This window comes from Methylobacterium sp. 22177 (genome assembly GCF_052045615.1).
Taxonomy (GTDB): domain Bacteria; phylum Pseudomonadota; class Alphaproteobacteria; order Rhizobiales; family Beijerinckiaceae; genus Methylobacterium; species Methylobacterium radiotolerans.
In genome coordinates this window covers 395,845-421,061 of record NZ_JBQEPK010000002.1, presented here as the reverse complement: position 1 = coordinate 421,061, position 25,217 = coordinate 395,845, and the positions used below count along the sequence as shown (strand labels likewise).

14 protein-coding genes are annotated in these 25,217 nt (G+C 72.0%); 5 read left to right on the top strand and 9 right to left on the bottom strand.

Annotation, left to right across the window (positions count from 1 at the left end; translation table 11 throughout):
* Positions 1 to 83: 83 nt before the first annotated feature.
* From glgB to treZ, 5 genes are all read right to left on the bottom strand, one after another.
* Positions 84 to 2,366 (bottom strand): 1,4-alpha-glucan branching protein GlgB, encoded by a 2,283-nt coding sequence (gene glgB, locus ACTJK8_RS04300; protein ID WP_012318580.1) that lies wholly within the window; start codon positions 2,364 to 2,366, stop codon positions 84 to 86.
* Positions 2,363 to 5,641 carry a maltose alpha-D-glucosyltransferase gene (gene treS / locus ACTJK8_RS04295; RefSeq protein ID WP_012318581.1) on the bottom strand — a complete coding sequence of 1,093 codons (3,279 nt, stop codon included), beginning with the start codon at positions 5,639 to 5,641 and terminating at the stop codon, positions 2,363 to 2,365. Before treS ends, glgB begins: the two co-directional genes overlap by 4 nt.
* Before the next feature lie 164 nt (positions 5,642 to 5,805).
* Positions 5,806 to 9,186: a maltotransferase domain-containing protein gene (locus tag ACTJK8_RS04290; RefSeq protein ID WP_063110524.1), complete on the bottom strand. Its 3,381-nt coding sequence runs from the start codon at positions 9,184 to 9,186 to the stop codon at positions 5,806 to 5,808.
* 235 nt (positions 9,187 to 9,421) lie between these two features.
* On the bottom strand, positions 9,422 to 14,323 hold the full coding sequence (locus ACTJK8_RS04285) for a malto-oligosyltrehalose synthase (protein WP_063110525.1): 4,902 nt from the start codon (positions 14,321 to 14,323) through the stop codon (positions 9,422 to 9,424).
* Positions 14,320 to 16,125 carry a malto-oligosyltrehalose trehalohydrolase gene (treZ, locus tag ACTJK8_RS04280; RefSeq protein WP_012318584.1) on the bottom strand — a complete coding sequence of 602 codons (1,806 nt, stop codon included), beginning with the start codon at positions 16,123 to 16,125 and terminating at the stop codon, positions 14,320 to 14,322. The genes ACTJK8_RS04285 and treZ overlap by 4 nt, the downstream gene beginning before the upstream one ends.
* A gap of 159 nt (positions 16,126 to 16,284) precedes the next feature.
* Between treZ and ACTJK8_RS04275 the strand changes: the two genes are divergently transcribed.
* The gene (locus ACTJK8_RS04275) at positions 16,285 to 17,289 is read left to right on the top strand and encodes a hypothetical protein (RefSeq protein WP_274852329.1); all 1,005 of its coding nucleotides are present in this window, start codon (positions 16,285 to 16,287) and stop codon (positions 17,287 to 17,289) included.
* A 19-nt stretch (positions 17,290 to 17,308) separates the two neighbouring features.
* Here the strand turns inward: ACTJK8_RS04275 and ACTJK8_RS04270 are convergent, their stop codons facing one another.
* Both ACTJK8_RS04270 and ACTJK8_RS04265 read right to left on the bottom strand, forming a co-directional pair.
* Positions 17,309 to 17,584, bottom strand: coding sequence for a YiaA/YiaB family inner membrane protein (locus tag ACTJK8_RS04270; protein WP_012318586.1), 276 nt, complete (start codon positions 17,582 to 17,584; stop codon positions 17,309 to 17,311).
* A 48-nt stretch (positions 17,585 to 17,632) separates the two neighbouring features.
* The gene (locus ACTJK8_RS04265; protein ID WP_012318587.1) at positions 17,633 to 18,307 is read right to left on the bottom strand and encodes a PspA/IM30 family protein; all 675 of its coding nucleotides are present in this window, start codon (positions 18,305 to 18,307) and stop codon (positions 17,633 to 17,635) included.
* Positions 18,308 to 18,412: 105 nt separating this feature from the next.
* Here ACTJK8_RS04265 and ACTJK8_RS04260 point away from each other — a divergent pair, with 105 nt between their 5' ends.
* On the top strand, positions 18,413 to 19,039 hold the full coding sequence (locus ACTJK8_RS04260) for a TetR/AcrR family transcriptional regulator (RefSeq protein WP_063110527.1): 627 nt from the start codon (positions 18,413 to 18,415) through the stop codon (positions 19,037 to 19,039).
* 623 nt (positions 19,040 to 19,662) lie between these two features.
* Positions 19,663 to 20,703, top strand: a complete 1,041-nt coding sequence (locus tag ACTJK8_RS04255) for an ABC transporter substrate-binding protein (protein WP_024830447.1) — start codon at positions 19,663 to 19,665, stop codon at positions 20,701 to 20,703.
* A gap of 12 nt (positions 20,704 to 20,715) precedes the next feature.
* Here ACTJK8_RS04255 and ACTJK8_RS04250 read toward each other — a convergent pair whose 3' ends face one another.
* Together ACTJK8_RS04250 and ACTJK8_RS04245 are read right to left on the bottom strand one after the other, a co-directional pair.
* The gene (locus ACTJK8_RS04250) at positions 20,716 to 22,308 is read right to left on the bottom strand and encodes a DHA2 family efflux MFS transporter permease subunit (RefSeq protein ID WP_440761565.1); all 1,593 of its coding nucleotides are present in this window, start codon (positions 22,306 to 22,308) and stop codon (positions 20,716 to 20,718) included.
* Positions 22,309 to 22,319: 11 nt separating this feature from the next.
* Positions 22,320 to 23,504 carry an HlyD family secretion protein gene (locus tag ACTJK8_RS04245; RefSeq protein WP_024830445.1) on the bottom strand — a complete coding sequence of 395 codons (1,185 nt, stop codon included), beginning with the start codon at positions 23,502 to 23,504 and terminating at the stop codon, positions 22,320 to 22,322.
* 90 nt (positions 23,505 to 23,594) lie between these two features.
* On the opposite strand from ACTJK8_RS04245, the gene ACTJK8_RS04240 reads away from it, so the two are divergent.
* Entirely contained in the window at positions 23,595 to 24,269 is a 675-nt protein-coding gene (locus tag ACTJK8_RS04240) for a TetR/AcrR family transcriptional regulator (RefSeq protein ID WP_012318592.1), read from the top strand.
* 209 nt (positions 24,270 to 24,478) lie between these two features.
* The gene (locus tag ACTJK8_RS04235; protein ID WP_012318593.1) at positions 24,479 to 25,189 is read left to right on the top strand and encodes a DUF1013 domain-containing protein; all 711 of its coding nucleotides are present in this window, start codon (positions 24,479 to 24,481) and stop codon (positions 25,187 to 25,189) included.
* The last annotated feature ends 28 nt before the right edge of the window (positions 25,190 to 25,217 follow it).

Below are 25,217 nucleotides of genomic sequence, written 5' to 3'. Positions count from 1 at the left end.
CCGTGCCGCCGCGCCCGCACCCGCGCTCCGGCTTCGCCGCGCGTGGCCCGCGGGGGGCGCACCCCGCGGGCGGGACGAGGGGCTCACCCCTCCAGCAGGAAGATCATCGTCGCCAGCGGCGGCAGGGTCAGCGACAGGCTCTGCTTCTGGCCGTGGCTCGCCTGATCGTCGGTATGGCGCCCACCCTGGTTGCCCAGGTTGGAGCCACCGTAGACCCCGGCATCCGAGTTGAACGCCTCGCGGTAGAAGCCCGCCTGCGGCACGCCGATCCGGTAGCCCTCCCGCGGCACCGGCGTGAAGTTCGACACCACGATGGCGACCTCGCCGGACTGCGCGCCCTTGCGGGCCCAGGCGATGACGCTGTTGTCCTGGTCGTCGGCCACCAGCCACTGGAAGCCGGTGTGCTCGACGTCGCGGCTGTAGAGGGCCGGCGTCGACACGTAGAGCCGGTTCAGGTCGCGGATCACGCTCTGGACGCCCTTGTGCAGGGGATCCTCCAGCAGGTGCCAGTCCAGGCTGTTGTCGTGGTTCCACTCCCGCTCCTGGCCGAACTCGCCGCCCATGAACAGCAGCTTCTTGCCGGGATGCCCCCACATGAAGCCGTAATAGGCCCGGAGATTCGCGAATTTCTGCCAGCGGTCGCCCGGCATCTTGCCGAGCAGCGAGCCCTTCCCGTGCACGACCTCGTCGTGGGAGAGCGGCAGGATGAAATTCTCCGAGAAGGCGTAGAGCAGCCCGAAGGTCAGGTTGTGGTGGTGGTAGCGGCGGTGGATCGGATCCTCCTGCATGAAATGCAGGGTGTCGTGCATCCAGCCCATGTTCCACTTGAAGCCGAAGCCCAGGCCGCCCGTGTAGGTCGGGTGCGAGACGCCCGGCCAGGAGGTCGATTCCTCCGCGACCGTGATCGTCCCCGGGGCGTGGCTGTAGGTCGCCTCGTTGGTCTTGCGCAGGAAGTCGATGGCGTCGAGGTTCTCGTTGCCGCCGTAGCGGTTCGGGATCCACTCGCCCTGGCGGCGCGAGTAGTCGAGGTAGAGCATCGACGCGACGGCGTCCACGCGCAGGCCGTCGAGGTGGTAGTGCTCCAGCCAGAACCGGGCGTTGGCGGCGAGGAACGTCGCGACCTCGGTGCGCCCGAAATTGTAGATGTAGGTGCCCCAGTCCTGGTGGAAGCCCTGGCGCGGGTCGGCGTGCTCGTAGAGGTGCGTGCCGTCGAACAGGCCGAGCCCGTGGGCGTCGAGGGGGAAGTGGCCCGGCACCCAGTCGAGCAGCACGCCGATGCCGGCCGCGTGGGCCGCGTCCACGAAGGCCGCGAAATCCTCGGGCGTGCCGAAGCGGCTCGTCGGCGCGAACAGCGAGACCGGCTGGTAGCCCCAGGACCCGTCGAACGGGAACTCGGTGATCGGCAGCATCTCGATATGGGTGAAGCCCAGATCCTTCACGTAGGGGATCAGCCGCTCGGCGAGCTCCCGGTAGGTCAGGTAGCGGTTCCCCTCCTCGGGCACCCGCGCCCAGGAGCCGAGATGGACCTCGTAGACCGAGATCGCCGCGTGGCGCGGGTCCTTGGCGCCGCGGGTGCTCATCCAGCCGGAATCGCGCCAGTCGAAGTCGCCCGACCCGTGGGTGACCGAGGCGGTCTCCGGCGGGTGCTGGGCCGCGAAGGCGACCGGGTCGGCCTTGAGGGGCACCAGGGACCCGTCGGGGCCGCGGATCTCGAACTTGTAGCGGACCCCGGCCTTGAGGCCCGGCACGAACAGCTCCCAGATGCCGCCGTCCTGCCAGAGGCGCATCGGGTGGCGCCGCCCGTCCCAGTCGTTGAAGTCGCCGACGACGCTGACCTTGCGGGCGTTGGGCGCCCAGACGGCGAAGCGGAAACCGTCGATGCCGTCGAGCTGACCCGACTGGGCGCCGAGCATCCGGTAGACGAGGTTGGTGCCGACCTCGCGGAGCGCCGCCACGTCGTACTGCTCGATCGAGGAGCCGAAGCCGTAGGGGTCGTAGCGGCGGCGCTTGGCGCCGTCCCAGGACTCGACCTCGATCTCGTAGAGCGGCCGGTGCTCGCCCTCGACCCGGGCGACCCAGAACCCGTCCGGATGGCGCTTCTCGAACGGCGCGGTGCGGCCGTCCATGACCAGGGTGGCGGCCCGCGCCTCGGGCAGCACGGCGCGCACCTCCCAGGCCCTGGGCCCGACGCGGTGGGGGCCGAGCACCGCGAAGGGGTCGCCGTGATTGGCCGCCATCAGCGCGGCGATCGCGTCCGGGTGGACGCTCGGCGGCTGCGCGGCGCCGGAGCCCGGGACATCCGCGGACCGCGCCGTCGCCCCCTCCGGGTCGACCCGCGTTGCGAAGGTCTCGTCGATCGCCGTCATTCAGATGCTCCGGGCTCGTGTCCGTCCGTGTCCAGAATGGTGAGAACCCCACGGGCGGGGATTTCGATCCAGTCCGGCCGGTTGTTGGCCTCGTAGTCGACCTCGTAGAGGGCCTTGGTCAGCAGGCAGAGGCGCAGCAGCCGGGCCCTGGAATCCGCGTCGGTCACCGCCGCCCGGGAGCCCTCGACCGCGGTCTCGTAGCCCGCCAGGAACGCCGCCTCGATCATGCCGCGCCACGCGGTCGCCGCGTCCCGCGCCCGCTCCTCGGAGTCGGCGAACCGCGCGGTGATCTCCCGGATCACCGTCTCGGCGCCGTACGCGAAGGAGCGCATCAGCCCGGCGACGTCCCGCAGGGGCATCGACTTGGCCCGGCGCTCGTCGGCCGGGCGCGAGGGCTCGCCCTCGAAGTCGACGATGATCAGGTCGTTCTCGGCGACCAGCACCTGGCCCAGGTGGTAGTCGCCGTGGATGCGGGTCTTGTGGGCGCCCCGGACCGGCGCGGCGGTGAGCGACCCGATCAGCGCCTCGACCTCGCCCCGGCGCCGGCCGAGCTCCGCGCAGGCCGGCTTGCCGGCGTCGAGGCCCCGGTCGGCGAGGCCCTTGAGCGCCCGGAAGGCGCGCTCGGCCTGGTGGCGGGCGTCGCGCGCCAGCACGGCGAGGTCGTCCCCGGTGAACGGCTCGGCCGCGAAGGCCGGGTCGTCGGTCTCGATGGCGAGCGCCGCGTGCAGCTCGGCGGTGCGCCGGCCCAGCAGGTCGGCCCAGGGCCGGTGGGCCTGGAACGCCTCCTCGGGGGTCGCGGCCTCGCTCTCCGGGGTCAGCACCACGGTCTCGAAGTCCCGGCGCAGGCCCTCCAGCATCAGGGTCCAGGCGTCGCCCTGGTTCATGACGAACTTCTGCAGGACCGCGAGGGCCGTGCGGGTGCCGTCCTCGGCGACATGCTCCAGGGTGCCGAGCAGGGCCGGGGTGTTGGAGAAGCCCGCCTGCTCGGTGAGGAAGCGCCCGACCTCGATCTCGGGGTGCAGGCCCGGCTGCAGGCGGCGCAGCAGCTTGAGCATCATCTTCGAGCCGATGGCGATCGAGGTGTTGCTCTGCTCGCCCGAGAGCCGGCGGATGTCGGCCACGTCGACCGTGACGTCCGGGTCGAAGGCCGAGGTGACGGCGAAGACGAGCCGCCCGGTCTCCGTGGGGATCTCGCGGGCCTGCCGCATGTCGTCGATCAGGCAGGCGGCGAAGTCGTTGGAGCCGGCCGCGCCGTAGAGCAGGCCGGTGCGCGGTCCCCGGCGCACCCGCGCCACCGCGAAGGGCATGAGGGTCTCGTCCTCGCGGCCCTCCTCGACGCCCACGGGCACGAAGTATTCCTGGGTCTCGCCGCTGGCGAGCTGCACCTGCAGCCGCGGCAGCAGGAAGCGCGCGCTGCCGTCGACGTCCTTCAGGGCGGCGCAGTCGACGACCTTCGTGGCCTTGATCCGCGAGCCCTTGGCGCCGAACCAGCGCCGGCTCGTCAGGAACGGCGGCACCACGGTGCGCTCGAAGGCGACGCGCTCGCGCCCGCTCATCAGGGTCTCGATCCCGCCGGTGAGCACCAGGGTGAACAGCTCCGGCGGCTCCTGCTGCGGGCCGACCACCCCGGAGCGCGCGGCGCTCAAGCTGAACCAGTAGAAGCCGTAGGACGGCAGGGTCAGCAGGTAGGGCAGGTCGCCGATCGGCGGGAACTCGGTGCCGCCGGTGAGCTCGATCGGCACCGCGGTGCGCAGTTCCGACAGGTCGAGCTGCACCGCCTGCGGCGCCCGCGACAGGTTCGCCACGCACAGGATCCGCTCGTCCTCGTGCTCGCGGATCCAAGCCAGGACCTTGCGGTTCGACGGGTACAGGAACTGGATCGTGCCGCGTCCCAGCGCGACGCTGTTGTTGCGGATCGCGATCATGCGCCGCGTCCAGTTCAGGAGGCTCGTCTGGGCCTGGGTCTGCGCCTCGACGTTGATGGCGTCGAAGCCGTAGATCGGGTCCTGGATCGCCGGCAGGAACAGCTTCTGCGGGTTCGCCCGGGAGAAGCCGCCGTTGCGGTCGGGGCTCCACTGCATCGGCGTGCGCACGCCGTCGCGGTCGCCGAGATAGATGTTGTCGCCCATGCCGACCTCGTCGCCGTAGTAGAGCACCGGCGTGCCGGGCATCGACAGGACGAGGGACTTCATCAATTCGATCTTGCGCCGGTCGTTCTCGAGGAGCGGCGCGAGGCGGCGGCGGATGCCGAGGTTGATCCGGGCCCGCCGCTCGGCGGCGTAGAACGACCAGAGATAGTCACGCTCCTCGGCCGTGACCATCTCGAGCGTCAGCTCGTCGTGGTTGCGCAGGAAGATGGCCCACTGGCAGCCCTCCGGGATCTCCGGGGTCTGGCGCATGATGTCGGTGATCGGGTGCCGGTCCTCCCGGGCGATCGCCATGTACATCCGCGGCATCAGCGGGAAGTGGAACGCCATGTGGCACTCGTCGCCGTCGCCGAAGTACTGGGCGGTCTCCTCCGGCCACTGGTTGGCCTCGGCGAGCAGCATCCGGTCCGGATACTCGGCGTCCAGCGCGGCGCGGATCTTCTTGATGACCTCGTGGGTCTCGGCGAGGTTCTCGCAGTTCGTGCCGTCGCGCTCGATCAGGTAGGGGATCGCGTCGAGCCGCAGCCCGTCGACGCCCATGTCGAGCCAGTAGCGCATCACCTCGATCACGGCCTCCAGCACGGCCGGGTTGTCGAAGTTCAGGTCCGGCTGGTGGCTGTAGAACCGGTGCCAGAAATACTGCTTGGCGACCGGGTCCCAGGTCCAGTTCGACGCCTCGGTGTCGAGGAAGATGATGCGTGTGTCCTTGTACGGCTCGTCGGTGTCCGACCAGACGTAGAAGTTGCGCTCCGGCGAGCCGGGCGGCGCCTCGCGGGCGGCCTGGAACCAGGGATGCTGGTCGCTGGTGTGGTTGATGACGAGCTCGGTGATGACCCGCAGGCCGCGCTCGTGCGCCGCCTCCACGAAGGCCTTGAAGTCCTCCATGGTCCCGTAGGACGGGTTGATGTCCCGGTAATCGGCGATGTCGTAGCCGTCGTCGCGCAGGGGCGAGGGGTAGAACGGCATCAGCCAGATCGCCGTGACGCCGAGGTCGCGCACGTAGTCGAGGCGCTGGGTCAGGCCCACGAAATCCCCGATCCCGTCGTTGTTCGAGTCGAAGAACGACTTGACGTGGATCTGGTAGATGATGGCGTCACGGTACCATTGCGGGTCGCTGCGATCGATCATCGCGTCGCTGCCTCATCGGTCGGATCGGACGGGACCGGCGCGGTGACCGGCCGGGGCGCGGGCGGGGGGCCGCCGCGCGGGTGCGGGGGGTGGCGACGGGCAGGCCCGCCGCCGGATTCAACGGCCATGGCCGCGTGCCGGAGGGTCGAGTGCCACGGGCGGCCTCAGCCCGCAACCCGCCGCGGCGCCCGGAGGCGCCAGATCACGCAGGATCGCTCGGCCGGATCGAGGGCGATGCGGTGGGTCTTGCCGCGCAGCTCGAACCGGTAGCCCTGCAGCAGGTCCTCGACCTCGACGGCGCCGTCATCGGGCAGACCGAACAGCCAGAGCGGCACCTCGTAGGTGCATTCCTGGCGGTTCTTCGGGTCGAGGTTGACCATGGTGAAGACGCAGTTGTCGCGCTCCGGCGTCGCCTTGGCGTAGGCGATGATGGCGTCGTTCCAGGCGCCCGTGAAGGTGACGTTGCGGAAGTCCCAGAGGGCGGGGTTCTCGCGCCGGATCCTGTTCAACTTGACGATGTGCTCGCGGATGTTGCCCGGCCGGTCGTAGTCCCAGGCCTTCAGCTCGTATTTCTCGGAGTTGAGATACTCCTCCTTGCCCGGGTACGGCGCCGCCTCGCACAGCTCGAAGCCGTTGTAGATGCCGTAGACCGACGAGAGGGTCGCGGCGAGCGTGCCGCGGATGACGAAGCCCGCGCGCCCGCTGGTCTGGAGGAAGTAGGGATTGATGTCGGGCGTGTTGGCGAAGAAGTTGGGGCGGTAGTACTCGCCCATCTCGCCGGCCAGCTCCAGGGCGTAGTCGGTGAGCTCCTGCTTGGTGTTGCGCCACGTGAAGTAGGTGTAGCTCTGCTGGTAGCCGGCCTTGGCGAGCTTCTTCATCATCTTCGGGCGGGTGAAGGCCTCGGCGAGGAAGATCGCGTCCGGGTAGCGGCCGTTGACCTCGCCGATCACCCATTCCCAGAACGGGATCGGCTTGGTGTGCGGGTTGTCGACCCGGAAGATGCGCACGCCCCGCGCGCACCAGCCGAGCAGGATGTCGCGCAGCTCGATCCAGAGCGAGGGCAGGGCCCCCCCGTAGAAGTGGACGTTCGAGATGTCCTCGTACTTCTTCGGCGGATTCTCGGCGAATTTCAGCGTGCCGTCGGGGCGCCACTCGAACCATTCCGGGTGGTTCTTGATCCAGGGATGGTCCGGCGAGCACTGGATCGCGAAGTCGAGGGCGATCTCCATCCCGTAGGCGTGGCTCGCCGCGACCAGCCGCTCGAAATCCGCGAGCGTGCCCAGCTCGGGATGCACGGCCTCGTGGCCGCCCTCCTCCGCGCCCACCGCGTAGACCGAACCGACGTCGCCGGGCTCGGCCTTGAGGGTGTTGTTCTTCCCCTTGCGGTTGGTGCGGCCCACGGGGTGGATCGGCGTGAAATAGAGGACGTCGAAGCCGAGTTCGCGGATCTCGGGCAGGCGCCGGATGACGTCGTCGAAGGTGCCGTGGCGGTTGACGTCCATCGATTGCGAGCGCGGGAAGATCTCGTACCAGGCGGAGAACCGGGCCGCGAGGCGGTCGGCGATCACCGGCAGGGTCACGGGATAGCGGGTCAGGTTCACCCGCTCGGCGTTGCGGCGCACGAGGCTCGACGCGTCGGGCTGGAGGATCCGGTCGAGCTGGGCGGCCGAGCCGGTCTCCTCGGCGGCGAGCGCGGCGACGAGCGCGGCGAGCCGGTCGGCGTCGCGGCCGCCCCGGGTCCGGGCCAGCGAGGCGGCGGTCCCGACCAGCGCCACGCCCTCGATCGTCTCCAGGCGGACATCGACGCCGGCGGCGCGCTTCTTGAGGGTGTCGCGCACCCAGGACGAGAAGGCGTCGCGCCACGCGATCAGGGTGAACTCGTAGCGGGCATTCCGCTCCAGGGGGAATTGCCCGGCCCAGCGGTCGTTGTCGACGAAGACCATCGGGTCCTCGCGCCACGCGTCGCTGCCGGCGACCCGCGACAGGATCGCGGCGTCGATGATCTCGTGGCCGTCGGAGAAGATGTCGGCCTCGACCCGCAGGGACTCGCCGACGATCCGCTTCACCGGCGAGCGGCCGCCGTCGATCTCAGGCGCCACGGCCTCGATCACGACCCGCCCCTCCCCGTCCGGCGCCCCGCGCTCGGGGAACCGGGCGACTTCCTGGGCGGTGGCCGCGAGGATGCGCAGCTCGCCCGGCATCAGGTCGATGGCGCTGCCGGGATGGAACGCGATCGGCTCGGCCTCCGGGGTCCGGTCGACGAAGGCGCCCAGCATCCCGCCGGTGCGGGCGATGAGCGCGCCGGCCTCGACCGGCACCGGCCTGTCGGTCGGGTTGTAGAGCACGATCAGCCCGTGCCGCGCCGAGGCCGGGTGGCCGGTGTCGAAGCGGGCGAGCGCCACCAGATCGCTGTCGGGGGACGAGATGCGGATCTGCGCGCCCTCGACATTGGCGGCCGGCAGCTCCGCCCGCAGGGCGTTGATGGCCCGGATGGACGCGGAGATGTCGATGCCGGTCTCGTTCTCGCGGTCGCCCGGGGTGGTCTCGACCACGTGCAGCGCCCGGCGGTAGCCCCACTCGTAGCCGATCGGCATCAGCACGCCCGCCGAGAAGAAGGCGGCGAGCGCGTAGCGGGTGCGCAGATGCGCCGCCACCGCGTCCGGGCCGCCGCCGATCTCGGCGGCGAGCCGCTTCATGTCGTGGTTCTCGGGGAAGGCGATGGAGGGGGCCAGCACCCGCAGGCGCTCGTACTGCTCGAGCGCCCAGGGCTTCCTCAGGTCCCACCACGCGAAGGAGTTGAACAGGTAGTCGAAGCCGGCGCCGGCCGTGGCCCGGGCCTCCTCGAAGGTGCAGCCGAGGGTCTCGGCGGCGAACAGGCAGGCGGGATCTCGGCTCTTGGCCTGCCCGATCAGGACGCGCCACGTCTCCGGCGGCACCTTGTAGGCGGCGTCGCACCGGAAGCCCTTCGCGCCGAGGCTCTGGAGATGCGCCACGTAGGCGCCCCAGATCCGGGTCAGCTCGTCCCGGGCGGAGGGGGTGTGGTAGTCGAGCTCGGCGAGGTCGCCCCAGACGGTGCGGATCGACGGGTCGTCCGGATCGACGGCGGCCGGGTGCATGATCGAGCCGTCGGGCTCCTTCATGAACAGGTCGGGCCGCTCGGTGGCGAGCCGCGCGTTGTCGGCGGTGTGGTTGATCACGAGGTCGGTCATCACCGACAGGCCCAGCGCCTCGGCGGCGGTGCAGAAGCGGCGGATCTGCTCGTCGTCGGGCGTGCCGTCGGGATCGCGGAACCGCTCGTCGAGGCGGTCCGGGTCGGCCACCGCGTAGAGGCTCCGGGAGCCGCCGGTCTGGTGGAACGGGTTGAGGTAGACCCAGTCGAAGCCGAGCGCGGCGATCCGCGGCAGCTCGGCGGTCCAGTCCGAGACGCGCCCGACCAGGAGCGGGAACAGGTTGTAGATCCGCGGCCCCTCGGCCCGGGGCGCCAGCGCGGCCGGCAGGACGGCCTCGGCCCCGGACGTCGCAGCGGCTTTGGTCGGTGCGTTCATGCTGCCTCTCGGCTCCCGTTCCCAGTGTCGTAACGCCCGAACCGCGCGGGCGTGCCTCGCGATCCGGTCCGACGTGTCTCAGCAGACGCGCGTGACAAGGCCGCGGCGGCGGCATCGAATGAACTGCCCGGATCGCCCCCGTCTCTGCGAGCGCAGCGCAGAGATCCAGCAGCGCCACGTCCGCGAACGTCGCGCTGCCCTGGGTCGCGTCGCTGCGCGCGCGACGACGGCGCGGTCACGGTTCCCGCCGCAGCACCGCGTAGGGCAGGTCGCGCAGGAGGATCCCGAGATCGGCCCCCTCCCCCTCGACCACCCGTCCCGAGGCGAGGTCCCGCCAGCGGCTGCCGGCCCCGAGATCGACCCGGGTGCCCGCGAAGGCCTCGCCCGACCAGACGGCCTCGCCGACGGAGCCCGCCACCAGCCGCGGCACCGCCACGAACAGGTCGCCGCCTTCCTGGACGGGATCGGTCCGCCGGTAGGCGATGACGTGGTCGGCCCGTGCGCCGGTCGCCGCGACGGGCTCGTAGGCGGCGCTCGCGTAGAAGTCCGGGCGCTCGGCCCGCTCGGCGAGCAGCCGCGTCAGCGTCGCCTGCTTGACCCGCCCGTCCGGCCAGTGGCCCAGCAGCTCGGCGGGCGCCCCGCCCTCTTCCAGCATCCGCTCCAGGGCCGGGTAGTCCACCGGGCGGCGGTTGTCGGGATCGACGAAGGAGAAGTCCCAGATCTCCGTGCCCTGGTAGGTGTCGGGCAGGCCCGGCAGGGTGCATTTCAGGACCGTCCGGCCGAGGCTCGCCAGCATGCCGAGATGGGCGAGCCGCCGGGCGAAGGGCCGGAGTTCCCGGAGGAAATCCGAGCCGGGGGCGATCAGCGCCGTGAACAGCTTCTTGACCGCGCCCTCGTAGACCGCGTCGACGTTGACCCAGCTCGACCGGCGCTTGCCCTCGCGCATGGCCTTCTCGCCGTAGGCGATCAGCCGATTGCGGAAATCCTCGATCGCGCCTGCCTCGTCCCGCTCCAGCAGCTCCAGGGGCCAGGCGCCGAGGATGGCTTGAAGGAACATCCACTGGTCGTTGGCGTCGGGGGCCGGCTCGCCGTCGATCCGGGCGAGGTGCGGGCCGGCGACCCGCTGCCACAGGTCCCAGGCCTTGGCCCATTCCTCGGGGATCTCCGAAAGGGCGAGCAGCCGGGTGCGGGCATCCTCGCCGCGCTTGGTGTCGTGGGTCGCCGTGGTGATCATGGCGTTCGGCCAGTCCCGGGCGCGGGCGACCTGCAGATCGTGGAAATGCTCCGCGTCGATCCCGTACTCGCCCGGATCGCCGCCGACCTCGTTGAGGCCGAGCAGACAGGCGTACCGGTAGAACAGCGTGTCCTCCAGGCTCTTGGCCATGACCGGGCCGGTGAGCTGCTGGAACCGGCGGCGGAAGCGCAGCACCACCCGCGGGTCCGGCCGGCCGGGTCCCGCCGTCTCGATCCGCCCGAGCAGGACCTCGGCGGCGAAATCGTGGACCGAGCGGTCGGGCAGGCTCGACCAGCGCTTGGCCTTGGCCACCGCCCCCTCGATCAGCCGGACATCCTCGGGCTCGACCTCGCCCTCCTCCAGCTCCGGCGGCAGGTAGCTCCGGTAGGTCGGGAAGCGCGCGATGATCTCGATCAGCGCCCGGCGCAGGGCGTTGACGGTGAAGTCGCGGGTGCGCCGGTCGCCATCGGCGACCTCCTTGAGGTCGGAGGTCAGCACCTCCAATTCGCTCGCGAAGCTGATCTCCAGGATCTCGGCCTTGGCGGCGCGGAGTTGGAAACCGTAGGGCTCGTCGAAGCCCGTGGCCCAGGTGTAGAGCCGCTCGATCTTCGCGCGCTTTCCCTTGTCGACCAGGATCCCGTCGAGCTGGTTGAGCACGTCGTAGCCCGTGGTCCCGGCCACCGGCCAGGGCCGCAGCCGCTCCCCCGGCTCCAGGATCTTCTCCACCACCACGTAGAAGCCGGGGCCGACCGCCGCCTGCAGCGCCCGCGCGTAGCCCAGCGGGTCGGCGAGGCCGTCGATGTGGTCGATGCGCAGCCCGTCGATCCGGCCCTCGCGGACGTGCCGGAACACGGTCTCGTGGGAGCGGTGGAAGATGTCGGACAGCTCGACCCGCAGGCCGGCGAGCGAGTTCACGTCGAAGAAGCGGCGGTAGTTGATGTCGCTCGAGGCCACCCGCCAGTGGGCGAGCCGGTAGGCCTGGGCCTCCAAGAGCCGGTGCAGCGGCCCGAAGCTGTCCGGGCGGCCCTTGAAGCCGTTGAGCAGCGCCAGGGTGCTGGCGGTGGCCTCCTGGATCAGCGGCGACACGCCGTAGATCTCGGCGAGCCGGCGCTTCAGCCCCTCGGCCTCCTCGGGGAAGGTCTTGCGGCGGGTCTCGTCGGTGTCGATCGCCATGGCCCGCAGCCGCTCGGAGATGGCGAGCAGCTCCGCGGTGGTGTCGTCGTCCACGGCCCCGATGGCGGCGATCACCCGGTTGAGGATGGTCGGGTAGCTCAAGGGGCGGATCGGCAGCTGGTGCTCGTAGTGCCAGACGCTGAAGGCGCCCTTGTCGGGGTCGAACCTCAGCTCCAGCGTGCCCTTCTCCAGGGCCTCGCCGTAGCGGTCGCCGAGGAACGGGATCACGAGGTTGCGCCCGGCGCCGAGCCGCTGCCAGTCGATGTCGAAGGCGTCGGCGAAGGGCGACAGGGAGCCCCACTCGAGCACCGACAGCCACCACGGATTGTCGGACCCGCCGACGCCCATGTGGTTCGGGACGATGTCGAGCAGCAGCTTCATCCCGTGGGCGTGGAGCGTCTCGGAGAGCGCGATGAAGCCCTCCTCGCCGCCGAGTTCCGGGTTGATCGCGCCGTGGTCGACGATGTCGTAGCCGTGGGTCGAGCCGGGCCGCGCCTTCTGGAGCGGCGAGGCGTAGACGTGGCTGATCCCGAGCCGGTGCAGGTACGGGATGATCTTCCCCGCATCCGCGAAGGTGAAGTCCTTGTGGAACTGCAGCCGGTAGGTCGCGCGCGGCGGCGGCGCGGCGAGCCGCGCGGCGCCCGAGCGCGGGCCCCGCGCCTCGGCCGAGAGGGCGGCCGCGAGCTTCGCCAGCGGCCCGCCGGGGGCGGCGATGTCGGCCAGGTCCCGGTCGAGCTTGCGCCGCCAGTTCGGGTAGCCCTCGGTCGAGCCCGGGACGTTGGCCTGGGCGAGTTCCGAGACCACGTCCTCGTACTGGACGGCCGTGAGCATCGCGGGGGCCCGGGCGAGATAGCGGGCGGCGGCCTCGAAGGGCGCGGCGTCCGGGGGCTCGGCGGAGGGGATGAGCTGCTCGGCCGCCAGCGCCTCGGCGAGGCGGCGGCGCTCCACCACCCGCTCGCCCCGCTCGGCCTCGGCCCGCTCCTGGTCGTAGAGACCCAGCGACTGGCGGGTGTCGGTGTCGACCCCGCGCCACCAACCGACGAAGGTCGGCAGGTCGTGGGTGGTGATGGCGGTGAGCGCGTCGCGCGGGTAGGCCGCGGGCGGCTTGAACCGTCCGTCGCCCTCGCGCTCGAAGGCGAGGATCCGGTAGCTGAGCACCCCGGCCCGCATCAGCGCGTCGGAGAAGCCCTCCGGGGCGGTTCCGAGATCCTCCGCGATGACGAGGCACTTGTTGCGGTGGCTCTCCAGCCGCAGCACCGCCAGCATCGGCTCGAACGGCATCGCCACGTAGGCGCCGGCCTGGGCGCCGGCGCCCAGCGGGATCAGGAACAGCCGGGCGAGCTGGAAGGCGTGGTCGATTCGGATCGCGCCGGCGTGGCGCATGTTGGCCTGCACCAGGGCCCGGAAGGCCGCGAGCCCGTCGCGCTCCATCGCCAGCGGGTCGAAGGCTGGCAGGCCCCAGTTCTGGCCCTTCGGCGCCAACAGGTCCGGCGGCGCGCCGATCGAGACCCTGTCGGCGAAGCGCTCGGGATGCGACCAGATCTCGGAGCCGCCCCGGTCGGCGCCGACCGCGAGGTCGCGGTAGAGCCCGACCCGCATGCCGGCGCCGAGCGCCGCCGCGGAGGCCTCGGCGAGCTGCCGGTCGGCGAGGTACTGCAGCCACGCGTGGTAGCCGACGAGGTCCGCGTTCTCCGCCGCGAAGGCCCGCACCGCGTCCGTGCCGGCCCGGCGATAATCCTCCGGCCAGTCGCCCAGCCAGTGGGCGCCCCGCTGCCGGAAATGCTCGGACAGCGCCTCGAACAGGGCGTGCGATTCGAGATCCTCGCCGCCCTCCTGGCGGAACTGCTCGAAGCCCGCATCGGTGCCGGCGCGGGCCGGCGACTCGGCCCAGAGCGCCCGGAGCACCGGGTCGAGCACGTCGTGGACGCCCTGGTGGTCGACGAGGGCCGCCTCGCGCAAGGCCGTGATCGCGTCCGCGCGCTCGGCGAGCAGCGCCTCGGCCCGGGACCCGGCGAGGCCCGGCAGGCTGCGCGGGGCGATGAACAGCGTCTCCAGGAACAGGCGCGAGGAGGGCGAGTAGGGCGAGATCTTGGTCCGGTCGGAGCCGAACAGGGCGTGGACCGGGCTCAAGCCCAGGAAGGCCGCCCCGCGCAGGGCGGCCTCGCGGGCGGCCTCGCCGGCATCCGCGTAGGTGCCGATGCCGATATTGGTCGCCGAGCGCAGGCCGTAGAGCTGGGCGGCCAGACCCCAGTCGGAGGCCCCCTCCTCCGTGTAGGGGCGCGGGCGCCAGCAGCGCTGGGGTGCGGCGATCACCCAGGATTCGGTGCGGGTCGGCCCGGCCTGCACGATGAGGCGGTGGTAGCCCGGCGTCAGCGGCGGCAGCTCGAAGCTCGGCTCCGACCCCTGCGGGTTGGCGCGTCCCTCGCGGGCGGTGCCGCGCTCGTCCACGAGACGCCAGACCAGCGTGTGCGGCGCGCCGTTCTGCGGCCGCACCGGGACGCGGGCGGCCCGGCGGGCCTCCACGGGCAGGAGCGGCGGGATCAGGCCGCGGCGCAGGCGCTCGACCTCGGCCAGGCTCCCGGCGATCGCGGCCTCGTCCTCCACCGCGAAGCCCAGCGCGGCGAGCAGGCCGCGGCGCACCTCGAGCGGCGTCTCGACGGGCTTGCCGAAGGCGTCGGTGTAGCCGGCGGCGACGCCGACGAGGTCGGCCAGCTGTTCCAGGGCGCTCACGAGCGGGACTCCGTCAGGAACACGCCGGTCCAGGATGGGAGATCGCGTCCGGCGCCGTCCGGGGCATTGGTCCAGACCGGCTCGGCACCGCCCGGATCCAGCGCGAAGGGCTCGGTCCCGACATTGGCCACGAAGCGCAGGGTCCCGGCGCCGAAGCGCCACGTGCAGTCGACCACGTCCGGGCGCGGCAGGGTGGCGGCGGCGCCCTCGTAGCCGGACTTCGCCAGGGGCACGACCGCGTCGCGGCGCAGCCCCAGGAGCCGGGTCGTCTCGGCCAGCACCTCGCGGTGGGGCGAGCGTTCCCGCTCGGACCAGTCGAGCTTGGACGCCGCGAAGGTCTCGGCCTCGGTCGGGTCGGGGATCTTGGAGGTGTCGTCCGCGAACGCCGCGAAGCTCTTGAACTCCCGGCGGCGGCCGTCGCGCACCGCCTTGTTCAGGTCCGCGTCGGGCGCGAAGTCGACGAAGAACAGGAACGGCGCCGAGGCCGACCATTCCTCGCCCATCCAGAGCATCGGGATCTGCGGCGCCAGCAGGAGCCCGGCCCGGGCGAGGTCGAGTTTCCGGGGATCGGCCAGGTGGTTGAGCCGCTCGCCGAGCGCCCGGTTGCCGACCTGATCGTGGTTCTGGAGGAAGGTCACGAAGGCGGAGGGCGGCAGGTGCCCGGAAGGCTCGCCCCGCGGGTGATTGTCGAGGGTCGGGAACGGCTCGCCCTGGTAGGCGAAGCCCTCGGCGAGGCAGCGGGCGAGGTGGGCGACCGGTTTGTCGGCAAAGCTTTTATAGTAGCCGGCGTCCTCGCCCGTCAGCAGGACGTGCCAGCAATGGTGCAGGTCGTCGGCCCACTGGGCGTCGTGCATCTTCGGGCGCCCGGCGGCGTCCCGCTCGAGCCAGCGGGCCTGGTTGGCCTCGTTCTCCAGCATCAGGTGGATCTGCCGGTCCGGGAAGGTCTTGCGGACCGTCTCGCCGAGCTCGGCCAGGAAGTGGCGGGGCGAATCGTCGAGGATCGCGTGGACGGCGTCGAAGCGCAGGCCGTCGAAGCGGTACTCCTCCAGCCAGTACAGGGCGTTCTGGATGAAGAACTGCCGCACCGTGGCGCCGCTCTCCTTGCCGTCGAAGTTGATCCCCGCGCCCCACGGCGTCTGGTGCCGCTCGGTGAAGAAGGTCTTGGCGTAGGCGTGGAGGTAGTTCCCGGCCGGGCCGAAGTGGTTGTAGACCGCGTCGAGATAGACCATCAGCCCGAGACCGTGGGCGGCGTCGACCAGGCGCTTGAGATCGTCCGGGCGACCGTAGGCGCCGTCCGGCGCGTAGGGCTGGACGCCGTCGTAGCCCCAGTTGCGCGAGCCCTTGAAGTCGGCGAGCGGCAGCAATTCGATGGCGGTGACGCCGAGCGCCTTGAGGTCGGGCAGCCGGGCCTGCAGGCCGGCATAGGTGCCCTCCGGCGTCGCGGTGCCGACATGGCACTCGTAGATCACCGCCTCCTCGAAGGGCCGCCCGGTCCAGCCCGCGTCGGACCACTCGAAGCTCCGCGGGTCGATCACCTCGCTGAGGCCCGAGACGTCGTCCGGCTGGAAGCGCGAGGCGGGATCGGGGGCGACGAGGTCGCCGTCGATGCGGAAACCGTAGCGGGCGCCGGGCTTCACCCCGGGCAGGGCGGTGCGGCGCCAGCCGCCGCCGGATTCGGGCAGGGGGTGGTCGGCGCCGTCGACGACGAGGTCGACGCTCTCGGCGGTGGGCGCCCAGAGGGCGAAGCGGACGCCGCCCTCGACCATCTCGGCCCCAAATTCCATGCTGTGGGCGCGCCGCATCGGGCCACCGTCCTCGTCATTGGCCGCGCGCACCGGGACGCAAGCGCGGCAGGATCATCTGTCGTGGGAGAAGGCCCCGGGCCCGATCCGGTTCCCGCAGCGCAGCTATGGCGGAGCGGCCGCGTGGCAATGGGGTGACGGCGGGGGGGACGGCGGGGCGTGACGGCGGGGGACGGCTGGGGCTGCGGGCGGCGGCAGGGATCACGGGCCGCGCGGAAACTAAGCCGCAGTTCCGTCGGCGCGGGGCGGCCCTATCTTGCCCGGCCGGCACTCTCGTCGGTCTGGGAGCGGACACTGGGTCGGGCGCACATCATCGGCATCCACGGGCTCGCCAACAAGCCGCCCCGGGATGAGAAGGCCGCCTGGTGGCGCGCCGCGATCCGCGAGGGGCTCGACCGCAATCTCGGGCTCCGGGTGGCGGAGGCCGACCTGTCCTTCACCTTCGTGTACTGGGCGGACCTGCGCTACCCGCAGCCGCTCGCGGGCGACCGCAACCGCGAGCCCTACCGCCCCGATCACGGCCTCGGGCCGTTCCCCTCCCCGGCGGGGCAGCCGGACCGCGCCGAGCCGACCCTCACCGACCGGATCTACCGCGGCCTGTCGCACCTGCAGGAGGCCGCCGGGCTGACGCCGGTGGACGACCTGATCCTGGAATACCGCCTCGACGACCTGTGGGGCTACTACGAGGACGCGGCGTTCCGGGCGGCGGCGCGGGCGCGCCTGCGCGACGCCCTGGCGGCGGCCGCGGCGGACCGCGTGCTGATCGCCGCGCACTCGATGGGCGGCCTGATCGCCTACGACGTGCTGCGCGCCGCCGAGGCGGACGGGACGCCGATGCCCCGCTGCGACCTCGTCACCCTCGGCGCCCCCCTCGGGCTCGCCGAATTGAAGCTGAAGCTCGCCGACGAGCACGGCGATCTCCGGGTGCCGGCGGCGCTCGCCGCCTGGACCAACCTGATGGACCGCCAGGACATCGCCACGGTGGGCGACGACCTCGCGGCCCTCTACGCGCCGAACGCCGCCGGCGTGCGGGTGCGGGACGTGCCGGTGATCAACGCCTACCGGAGGCCGGACGGCGCCGAGAACCGGCACAAGTCCTACGGCTACCTGCGGACCCCGGAATTTTCCCGGGTGCTCGCCGCGTTCCTGGACGCCCCGGGCTGAACGGGCCTCCGGGATCCGGTCAGAGCCGGCCCGGCACCGCCTCGCGCAGGACGCGCTCGGTGGCGGCGTCCTCGATCTTGTTGATCAGTCGCTTCGCCTCGTGCTCGTCGCGCAGGGTCTTGGCCAGGGTGAAGGTCGTGCCCGTGAGGAACAGCGACGCCATGGCGAGGTAGCCCTTGATCCAGATCTCGGCGGGCAGGAAGAAGATGCCGATCGTCAGCATGGCGGCGGCGGCGGCGAAGCTGACCAGCGTGAAGGTCTTCCAGGCGCCGGTATGGGGCATCTGCGGTGTCATGGTGCGGTCTCCAGTGGAATCTTCGGACGGGAAAACGTGCGGCGCCGGTCAGGCCCCGGCCCTGAGGCGGTCGAGCACCGCCCGCGGGTCCGTGCGGGGGCGGCCGTAGCCCGCCGCCTCGAGGTCGGCCTCAATCCCGCCCGCGGCCTCGGCCTCGAGCTCGGTCAGCGCGGCGGCGACGTCCGCCTCGGCCGCCTGCCGCTCGCGCAGGCGCGCCAGCGTCCGCTCGGCCTCCCCCAGCGCCCCCGCCGACAGGGTCGTGACCCGGCGGCCCTCGAGGCCGGCCCGCCGCAGCGCCTCGGTGGTGCGGGCGGTCTGGAGCCCGCGGTCGAGGTCCCGCAGCCGCTCGCCGCCCTCGGCGACGAGGCGCTTCAGCCGCTCGACCTCCGCGGCGAAGCGCTCGGCGGCGGCCCGGCGGTCGGCCCGCTCGTCCTCCAGGGCGGCGATGTGGATCGCCGCCTCGGTCCCGAGATCCTCGCGGCCGTCGCCGAGCGCCCGGCGCGCCCCATCCGACAGGGTGTCGATCCGGCCGCCGATCGCCGCCAGGGCGCGCGCCTCGGCGGCGTGGTAGGCCATGGCGACGGCCAGTTCCCGCCGGGCGGTCGCCAGGGCGCCGGCGGCGTCCCGGATCTGCTGGCGCAGGATCGTCACGGCGTGGGCGTCGTGGATCGCCTGGGCGTTGTCGGCGATCACGCCGCGCATCAGGAAGGAGAGGGTCCTCATCACGGTTCACCTCGCGGGAACGACGGGCCGGACCGCGTCCGGATTTGATTGAACGTCGTTCATAAAACAATTGAACACGGGACGCGCCGGGCCGCAAGGGATAAAATGAACGACGTTCATAAAAAAGTGAGGGGGCGGCCGCGGAAGGAGCCGGGCGACCGGGCGGCCGATCGCCGGGCCCTGATCCAGGCCGCGGTGGCGATCCTGAACGCGGGCGGCGCGGCGGCGCTGACCGCCCGCGGCGTCGCGGAGCGGGCCGGCACGGCGGTCGGCTCGGTCTACGCGCAGTTCGACAGCCTGGAAGCGCTGCGGCTGGAGGCGAACGCCGTCACCATGCGCCGCCTCCGCGACACCCTCGCGGGGGCGCTGGCGGCCTGTCCGTCGCGGGAGACGGAGGCGCGGCTCCTGTGCCTGGCCGACGCGTACCTCGCCTTCGCGGGCGAGCACCACGCGGCCTGGGCGGCGATCTTCGAGCGCCGCACGGTGCCGGCGCCGGACTCGGTGCAGGCCGACATCGCGGCCCTGTTCGGGATCCTGGAGGGGGTGCTGCGCGACGGCGGCCGCCTCGCCGAGGCGGCGATCCCCGTGATGGCGCGGGCGCTGTGGTCCAGCGTCCACGGCATGACCTATCTCGCCGATCTCGGCGGCCTCGGGCCCCTCGGCGTGGACGACGTGCGGCCGATGATCGACGCGCTGGTGCGGGCGGCCGTGCGGGGTTTTTCGGCGGGCTGAGCGCCCGGCCCCCGCCCAGGCCGCCGGGACCTCCGCCAGGACGCTTTCACCCCTTGGTCGAGCTCGTCCGAACCCGGGGCGAGGCCGCGGGCGGCCGCCAGCACCTGCGCGGAGGCGGTCCCGGTCTGGGCGGCGCCCCGGCGCAGGCCGACGGCGTTCTCCGACACGCCCTGGACACGCCCTGGACACGCCCTGCGCCCCGTGGCGGCGCTCGCCACCCCGCGGACGATCTCCTGGATGGCCGCGCTCGGGAGGCCCCGGCTCAGCGCGCCGGCCCGCGCCTCGCCCTCGAAATAGGCCGCGATCCCGTAGGCCACGTCCGTCAGGTTCCGCGCCTTGGCCATGCGGGCCTGCGCGACCTGGGATTTCAGGCTGACGAGGCCGATGCCCGAGACCGCGACGATGCCGAACGGCGCGGCGGCCGCGATGGTGTGGAGCTTCGCTCCGCGCCCGATCTTCGCCCGCGCCCCCGCGCAGATGATTTCAACAGGCAGGATTTTGCAGCTTCTGCGTTCGCGGACCGTGAGGACGGCCTTGCGCGCACCGGCCCGAGCCTGTCCACTCCCCGTCCAACGAAAGCCCGGCTCCGCTCAGGATGATGCCGGGCCACAGGGAGAAGCGTCATGGTGCGTACGTCGCGGACGAGCTCGTTTCTGCCGGGCCGCCGCCGGCTCCTGCGGACGGGATCGGCCCTCCTGCTGGCCGGGCTGGCGCTGGCCGCCCCCGCCCGGGCCGACGATGCCAAGGTCCGGATCAGCCGGCAGCCGGGTTTCGTCTACCTGCCCGCCGTGTTGGCCGAGCAGCACAAGCTGATCGAGAAGCACGCCAAGGCCGCGGGCCTCGGGGACGTCACCGTGGAGTGGGTCAACCTGACGAGCGGCGCCGCCGGCAACGACGCGCTGCTCTCGGGCAACATCGACATCGTCGACAGCGGCTCGACCAACATGCTGCTGCTCAACGACCGCACCAAGGGCGACGTGAAGGGCCTGTGCGGGGTCGGCACCACGCCGATGATGCTGCTCACCCGCAACCCGGACGTGAAGGAACTCAAGGACTTCTCCACCAAGGACAAGATCGCCCTGCCCTCCGTGAAGGTCTCGTCCCAGGCGGTGCTCCTCCAGATCGCCGCCAAGAAAGCGTTCGGGCCCGAGAACGCCACCAAGCTCGACCCGCTCACCGTCCAGCTCGGCCACCCGGACGCGGTGGCGGCCCTGGCGAGCCCGCACAACGAGGTCAACAGCCACTTCTCGCTGCCGCCGTTCCAGCAGCGCGAGCTGCAGGACCCGGCGATCCACAAGGTGCTCAACTCCTACGAGCTGGTCGGCGAGCCGGTGAGCAACGCGATCTTCTACGCCCGGACCGGCTGGTACAACCGCAATCCCAAGCTCGCCGCCGCCATCGTGGCCGCCATCGACGAGGCCAACGCCGAGATCGCCCGGGACCCGCTGAAGGCCGCCAGGGACTACGTGGCGGCGACCAACGAGAAGACCCCGCCCGAGACGCTGGTCGAGATCATGAAGGAGCCGGGGACGAACTTCTCCACCACCCCCTACGGCATCATGCTCCAGGCCCGGCACTTCTACGCGATGAAGACCATCAAGGCCGAGCCCAAGGACTGGAAGGACACGTTCTTCCCGATCGTCCACAACCTGCCGGGGAAGTAGGCCCCGGGCCGGTCAGTGCGCCTCCACGGGTCCGGCGGCGCGCTGCGGCTTCTTGAGGACCGCCACCACCGCGAGGCTCGCCACGAGGCTCACCCCCACCAGCCAGAACCCGTCCGCGTAGGCCATCACGTAGGCCTCGCGGCGGACCTGCGCGGCGAGCTGGCCGAGCGCGACGGCCTTGGCGGCGAGGGGGTCAGCGATCCGGGCGTGCATCCCGGCGGCGAGCGCCGCGAGCCGGTCCTGGGTGCGGGTGGCGTTGACGGTGATCGCCTCGGCCAGCATCGAGAAATGGAAGTGCTCCCGCCGATCGATCATGGTCGACAGCATGGCGATGCCGATCGAGCCGCCGAGGTTGCGCATCATGTTCGACAGCGCCGAGGCGTCCGCGGTGTCGCGCGGCGCGAGGCCGGCCGTCGAGAGCTGCGAGAGCGGGATCGTGAACAGCGGCTGGCCGATGGCGCGCATGATCTGCGGCAGGATCAGCTGGTCGGCGCCGACGTCGTGGGTCAGGCCGACATTGATCCAGCAGCTCGCGATGAAGAACAGCGTGCCGGTGACCACGAGCAGCCGCGCGTCCACGGCGCGCATGATCAGCGGCATCATCGGGAACAGCAGCAGCTGCGGCAGGCCCGACCACATCACCACGTAGCCGATCTGCTGGGCGTTGTAGCCCTGGATCTGCGCGCAGTAGACCGGGATGATGTAGATCGACCCGTACGAGACCGCGCCCAGCACGGTCATCAGCACGCAGGCGCCGCCGACCGAGCGGTTGGCCAGCACCCGCAGGTTGATGAACGGCCGCGCCGCCGTCAGCTCGCGGACGATGAACCCGGCGATGCCGGCCGCCGCGATCCAGCTCGCCTCGATGATCACGGGCGAGCCGAACCAGTCCTTGCGCTGGCCCTCCTCCAGCACGAAGGTCAGGGCCGGCAGGCCCGTCGCCATCAGGCCGATGCCGATCCAGTCGCCCTTGAGCAGCTCGCCCCAGCGGGCGGGCGCCTTCTCGAAGGCGCCGAGCTGGATCGCGGCCGCGATCGGACCGAAGATCAGGTTCAGGTAGAAGATGTAGTGCCAGGACAGGTTGTCGGTGAGCCAGCCGCCGACCGTCGGGCCGATGGCCGGCGCGAAGGTGGCGGTCAGCCCGAACATGGCGATGCCGACCGCCTGCTGGCTCTTGGGCAGCCGCGTGCGCACGATCACGATCGCGGTGGGGATCAGCACGCCGCCCGTGAAGCCCTGCCCGGCGCGGAACAGGATCATCTGGCTCAAGGACGTCGAGAGCGCGCAGGCCAGCGAGAAGGCGGTGAACAGGATGGTGTTCACCGCGAGGTAGCGGCGCAGGCCGATCACCGAGGACAGCCAGCCGGTGAGCGGGATCACGATGATCTCGGCCATCAGGTAGGCGGTCGAGATCCAGCTCCCCTCCTCGGTGGAGGCGCCGAGCGCCCCCTGGATGTCGGCGAGCGAGGCGTTGGTGATCTGGATGTCGAGGATCGCCGTGAAGGCGCCGAGGATCGCGCCGAACACGGCGAGCCAGTCCCGGGCGCTCGCCTTCGCCTCGGCCACCGCCACGGCCGGGACCGGGCTCATCGGGGCCGGGCTCATCGCGGCCGGGCTCATCGCGGCAGGGCCTCGCTGACCAGCGCCGGGGCGGGCCTCGGCCGGCGGCGGGCGGGATCCACCGGCTCCACCGGGTCGGCGGTGTGGACCGTGGCCTCCACCGACAGGCCCGGACGCAGGCGGGCGATGAGCGGGTCCGACGGGTCGAGGGCGACGCGCACGGGCACGCGCTGCACCACCTTGGTGAAGTTGCCGGTGGCGTTCTCGGGCGGCAACAGGGCGAACTGCGAGCCGGTGCCCGGGGAGAAGCTCTCGACCCGGCCCTGGAATTCATGATCGCCGAAGGCGTCGACCGTGAAGGTCACGTGCTGCCCCTCGACCATGCGGCCGGTCTGGGTCTCCTTGAAGTTCGCCACGAGGTAGATGTCGCGGCCCATCGGCACGAGGGTCAGGAGCCCGGTGCCGGCCGAGACGACCTGCCCGATCCGCAGCGCCCGGTCGCCGGCCACGCCGTCGATCGGTGCCACGATGGTGGTGTAGCTGAGGTCGAGCCTCACGCCCTCGACCTTCGCCTGCGCGCCCTCCAGGCTCGCCCGGGTGCTCGCCTCGAGGGCCTTCAGGCTGTCGATCTGCTTCTGCGCGGCGTCGAGCGAGGCGGCGGCCTTGTCGCGGGCGGCGTGGCGCTGGCGGAGGTCGGCATCCGCCTGCTGCTGGCGCTGCACCGTGCCCGAGCCGGTCTGCAGCAGGTTCTGGTAGCGGGTGTATTCCTGCTGCGCGAAGGTCAGGGCGGCCTCGGCGTTGGCGAGGTCGGCCCGCGACGAGGCGACCTGCGCCCGCTGCTGGACGATCGCCGAGGCGACGCCCAGGATCTGCGCCCGGTCCTTCTCGACCTCGGCCTCGGCCTGCTTGAGCTGGACCCGGTAGGACCGGTCGTCGAGGCGCGCGATCACCTCGCCGGCCTTCACCGGCTGGTTGTCGCCGACCAGCACCGCCGCGACGGTGCCGGCGATGCGCGGCGCCACCGTGACCTTGTCGGACTGGAGATAGGCGTCGTCGGTCACCTCGAGGAAGCGCCCCACGGTCCACCAGTGCCAGCCGTAGGTCCCGGCCCCGCCGAGCGCGAGCAGGCCGAGGAGGGGCAGCACGGTCCGCGCGCGGCGGCGGCGCGGCGCCGGGGGCGAGACGGGGGCGCCCGCGACCGGGTCGGCGCTCTTGAAGCTGTCGCTGCGACGTGCGTCCATCGGGTCTGGCCAGAATCAAAACGGTACGGTATCGTTTTGATAGGACGAACGGCGCCGGGGAGCAAGCCGGTGAGCAGGGAGGATCGCGGGGTGACGGTCACGGAGATCGAGCGGGCGGAGGCGGGCCCGCGGCGCGGCGGCCGGCCGACCCGCGCGGAGGCGGCCCGGCGCGAGGCGCACCTGATCGCCGTGGCGACGACCCTGTTCCTCGAGCGCGGCTTCGACGCCACCTCCATCGACGCGGTGGCCGAGGCCGCCGGGATGAGCAAGCCGACGGTCTACGCGCGCTACCGCGACAAGCGGGCCCTGTTCGAGGCGGTCCTGCGCGAGCGGATCGCCGCGTGGCTGGCGCCGCTCTCCGCCGCGGCCGAGGCCCAGGCCGCGCAGGGCGGGAGCGACGACGTCGAGACCGCCCTGGAGGATCTCAGCCGCACCCTGCTGGCCCACGGCCAGTCGCCGGGCGCGGCGATGCTCAAGCGCAACCTCGTGGCCCAGGCGCTGCAGTTTCCCGAACTCGCCCGCCTCGCCCACGAGGAGGGCTGGCTGCGCGGCGTGCGCGCCGTGGCGCGGCTGCTCGACGCCTTCGCCCGGCGCGGGCGGATCGCCGTGGCGGATCCCGAGATCGCGGCCGACCTGTTCCTCAGCCTCGTCCTCGGCCGGTCGTCCCAGGCGACCCTCTACGGCATCGCCACCGACCCGGAGGCGCAGGAGCGGCGGCGGCAGGCGGCGGTGCGGCTGTTCCTCGACGGGGTGCGCCCCCGCTGAGGGCGACCAGTCGGCGCCGGTGATCCGGCCGCCGGTGAATCGGCACGCCGGGCTCCGAACGGGCCCAACCCGCGATTGCGCCCCTCCCCGCCCGGGCCTATAGTGCCTCATCCCCATTCGACAGCGTGAGACGGGACATCCGGATCGGTCATCCGGAGCCCGCGGCCCGATGCCCGGCCCCCGTCCCGCCAGGCCGGAGCACGAGAAGCATGTCCCAGGGTCCGTTGATGCCCAAGGCGACCGCCGTCTGGCTGGTCGAGAACACCTCGCTCGCCTTCGAGCAGATCGCCGATTTCTGCAAGCTGCACCCGCTGGAGGTGAAGGGCATCGCCGACGGCGAGGTCGCGGCCGGCATCAAGGGGCTCGACCCGGTCTCCACCGGCCAGCTCACCCGCGACGAGATCGAGAAGGCCCAGAAGGCGCCGCACTACAAGCTGAAGCCCGCCGTCTCGAAGGTGAAGCTGCCGGAGGTGAAGCGCACCACCAAGGGCCCGCGCTACACCCCCCTCTCCCGCCGCCAGGACCGGCCGAACGCCATCCTGTGGCTGCTGCGCAACCACCCCGAGCTGAAGGACTCGCAGATCATCCGGCTGGTCGGCACCACCAAGTCGACGATCCAGCAGATCCGCGAGCGCACCCACTGGAACTCGGGCTCGCTCCAGCCGATGGACCCGGTGACCCTGGGGCTGACCACCCAGATCAACCTCGACTTCGAGGTCCAGCGCGCGGCGGCCGACCGCCCGGCCGCGGTGGCGGCCGAGTCCGGCGCCTCGCTGCTGCCGACCGAGGTCTCCACGGCCCGCGACGCCGACGAGCGGGAGCACGAGGACGATCACGGCGGCCGCGAGGAGCGGCTCGACGCCGATTCGGTCTTCGCCAAGCTCAAGGGCCGGCACCACGACGAGGACGACGAGGACTAGGAGCCGGCCGGCGCCCGCCCGGCCGAAG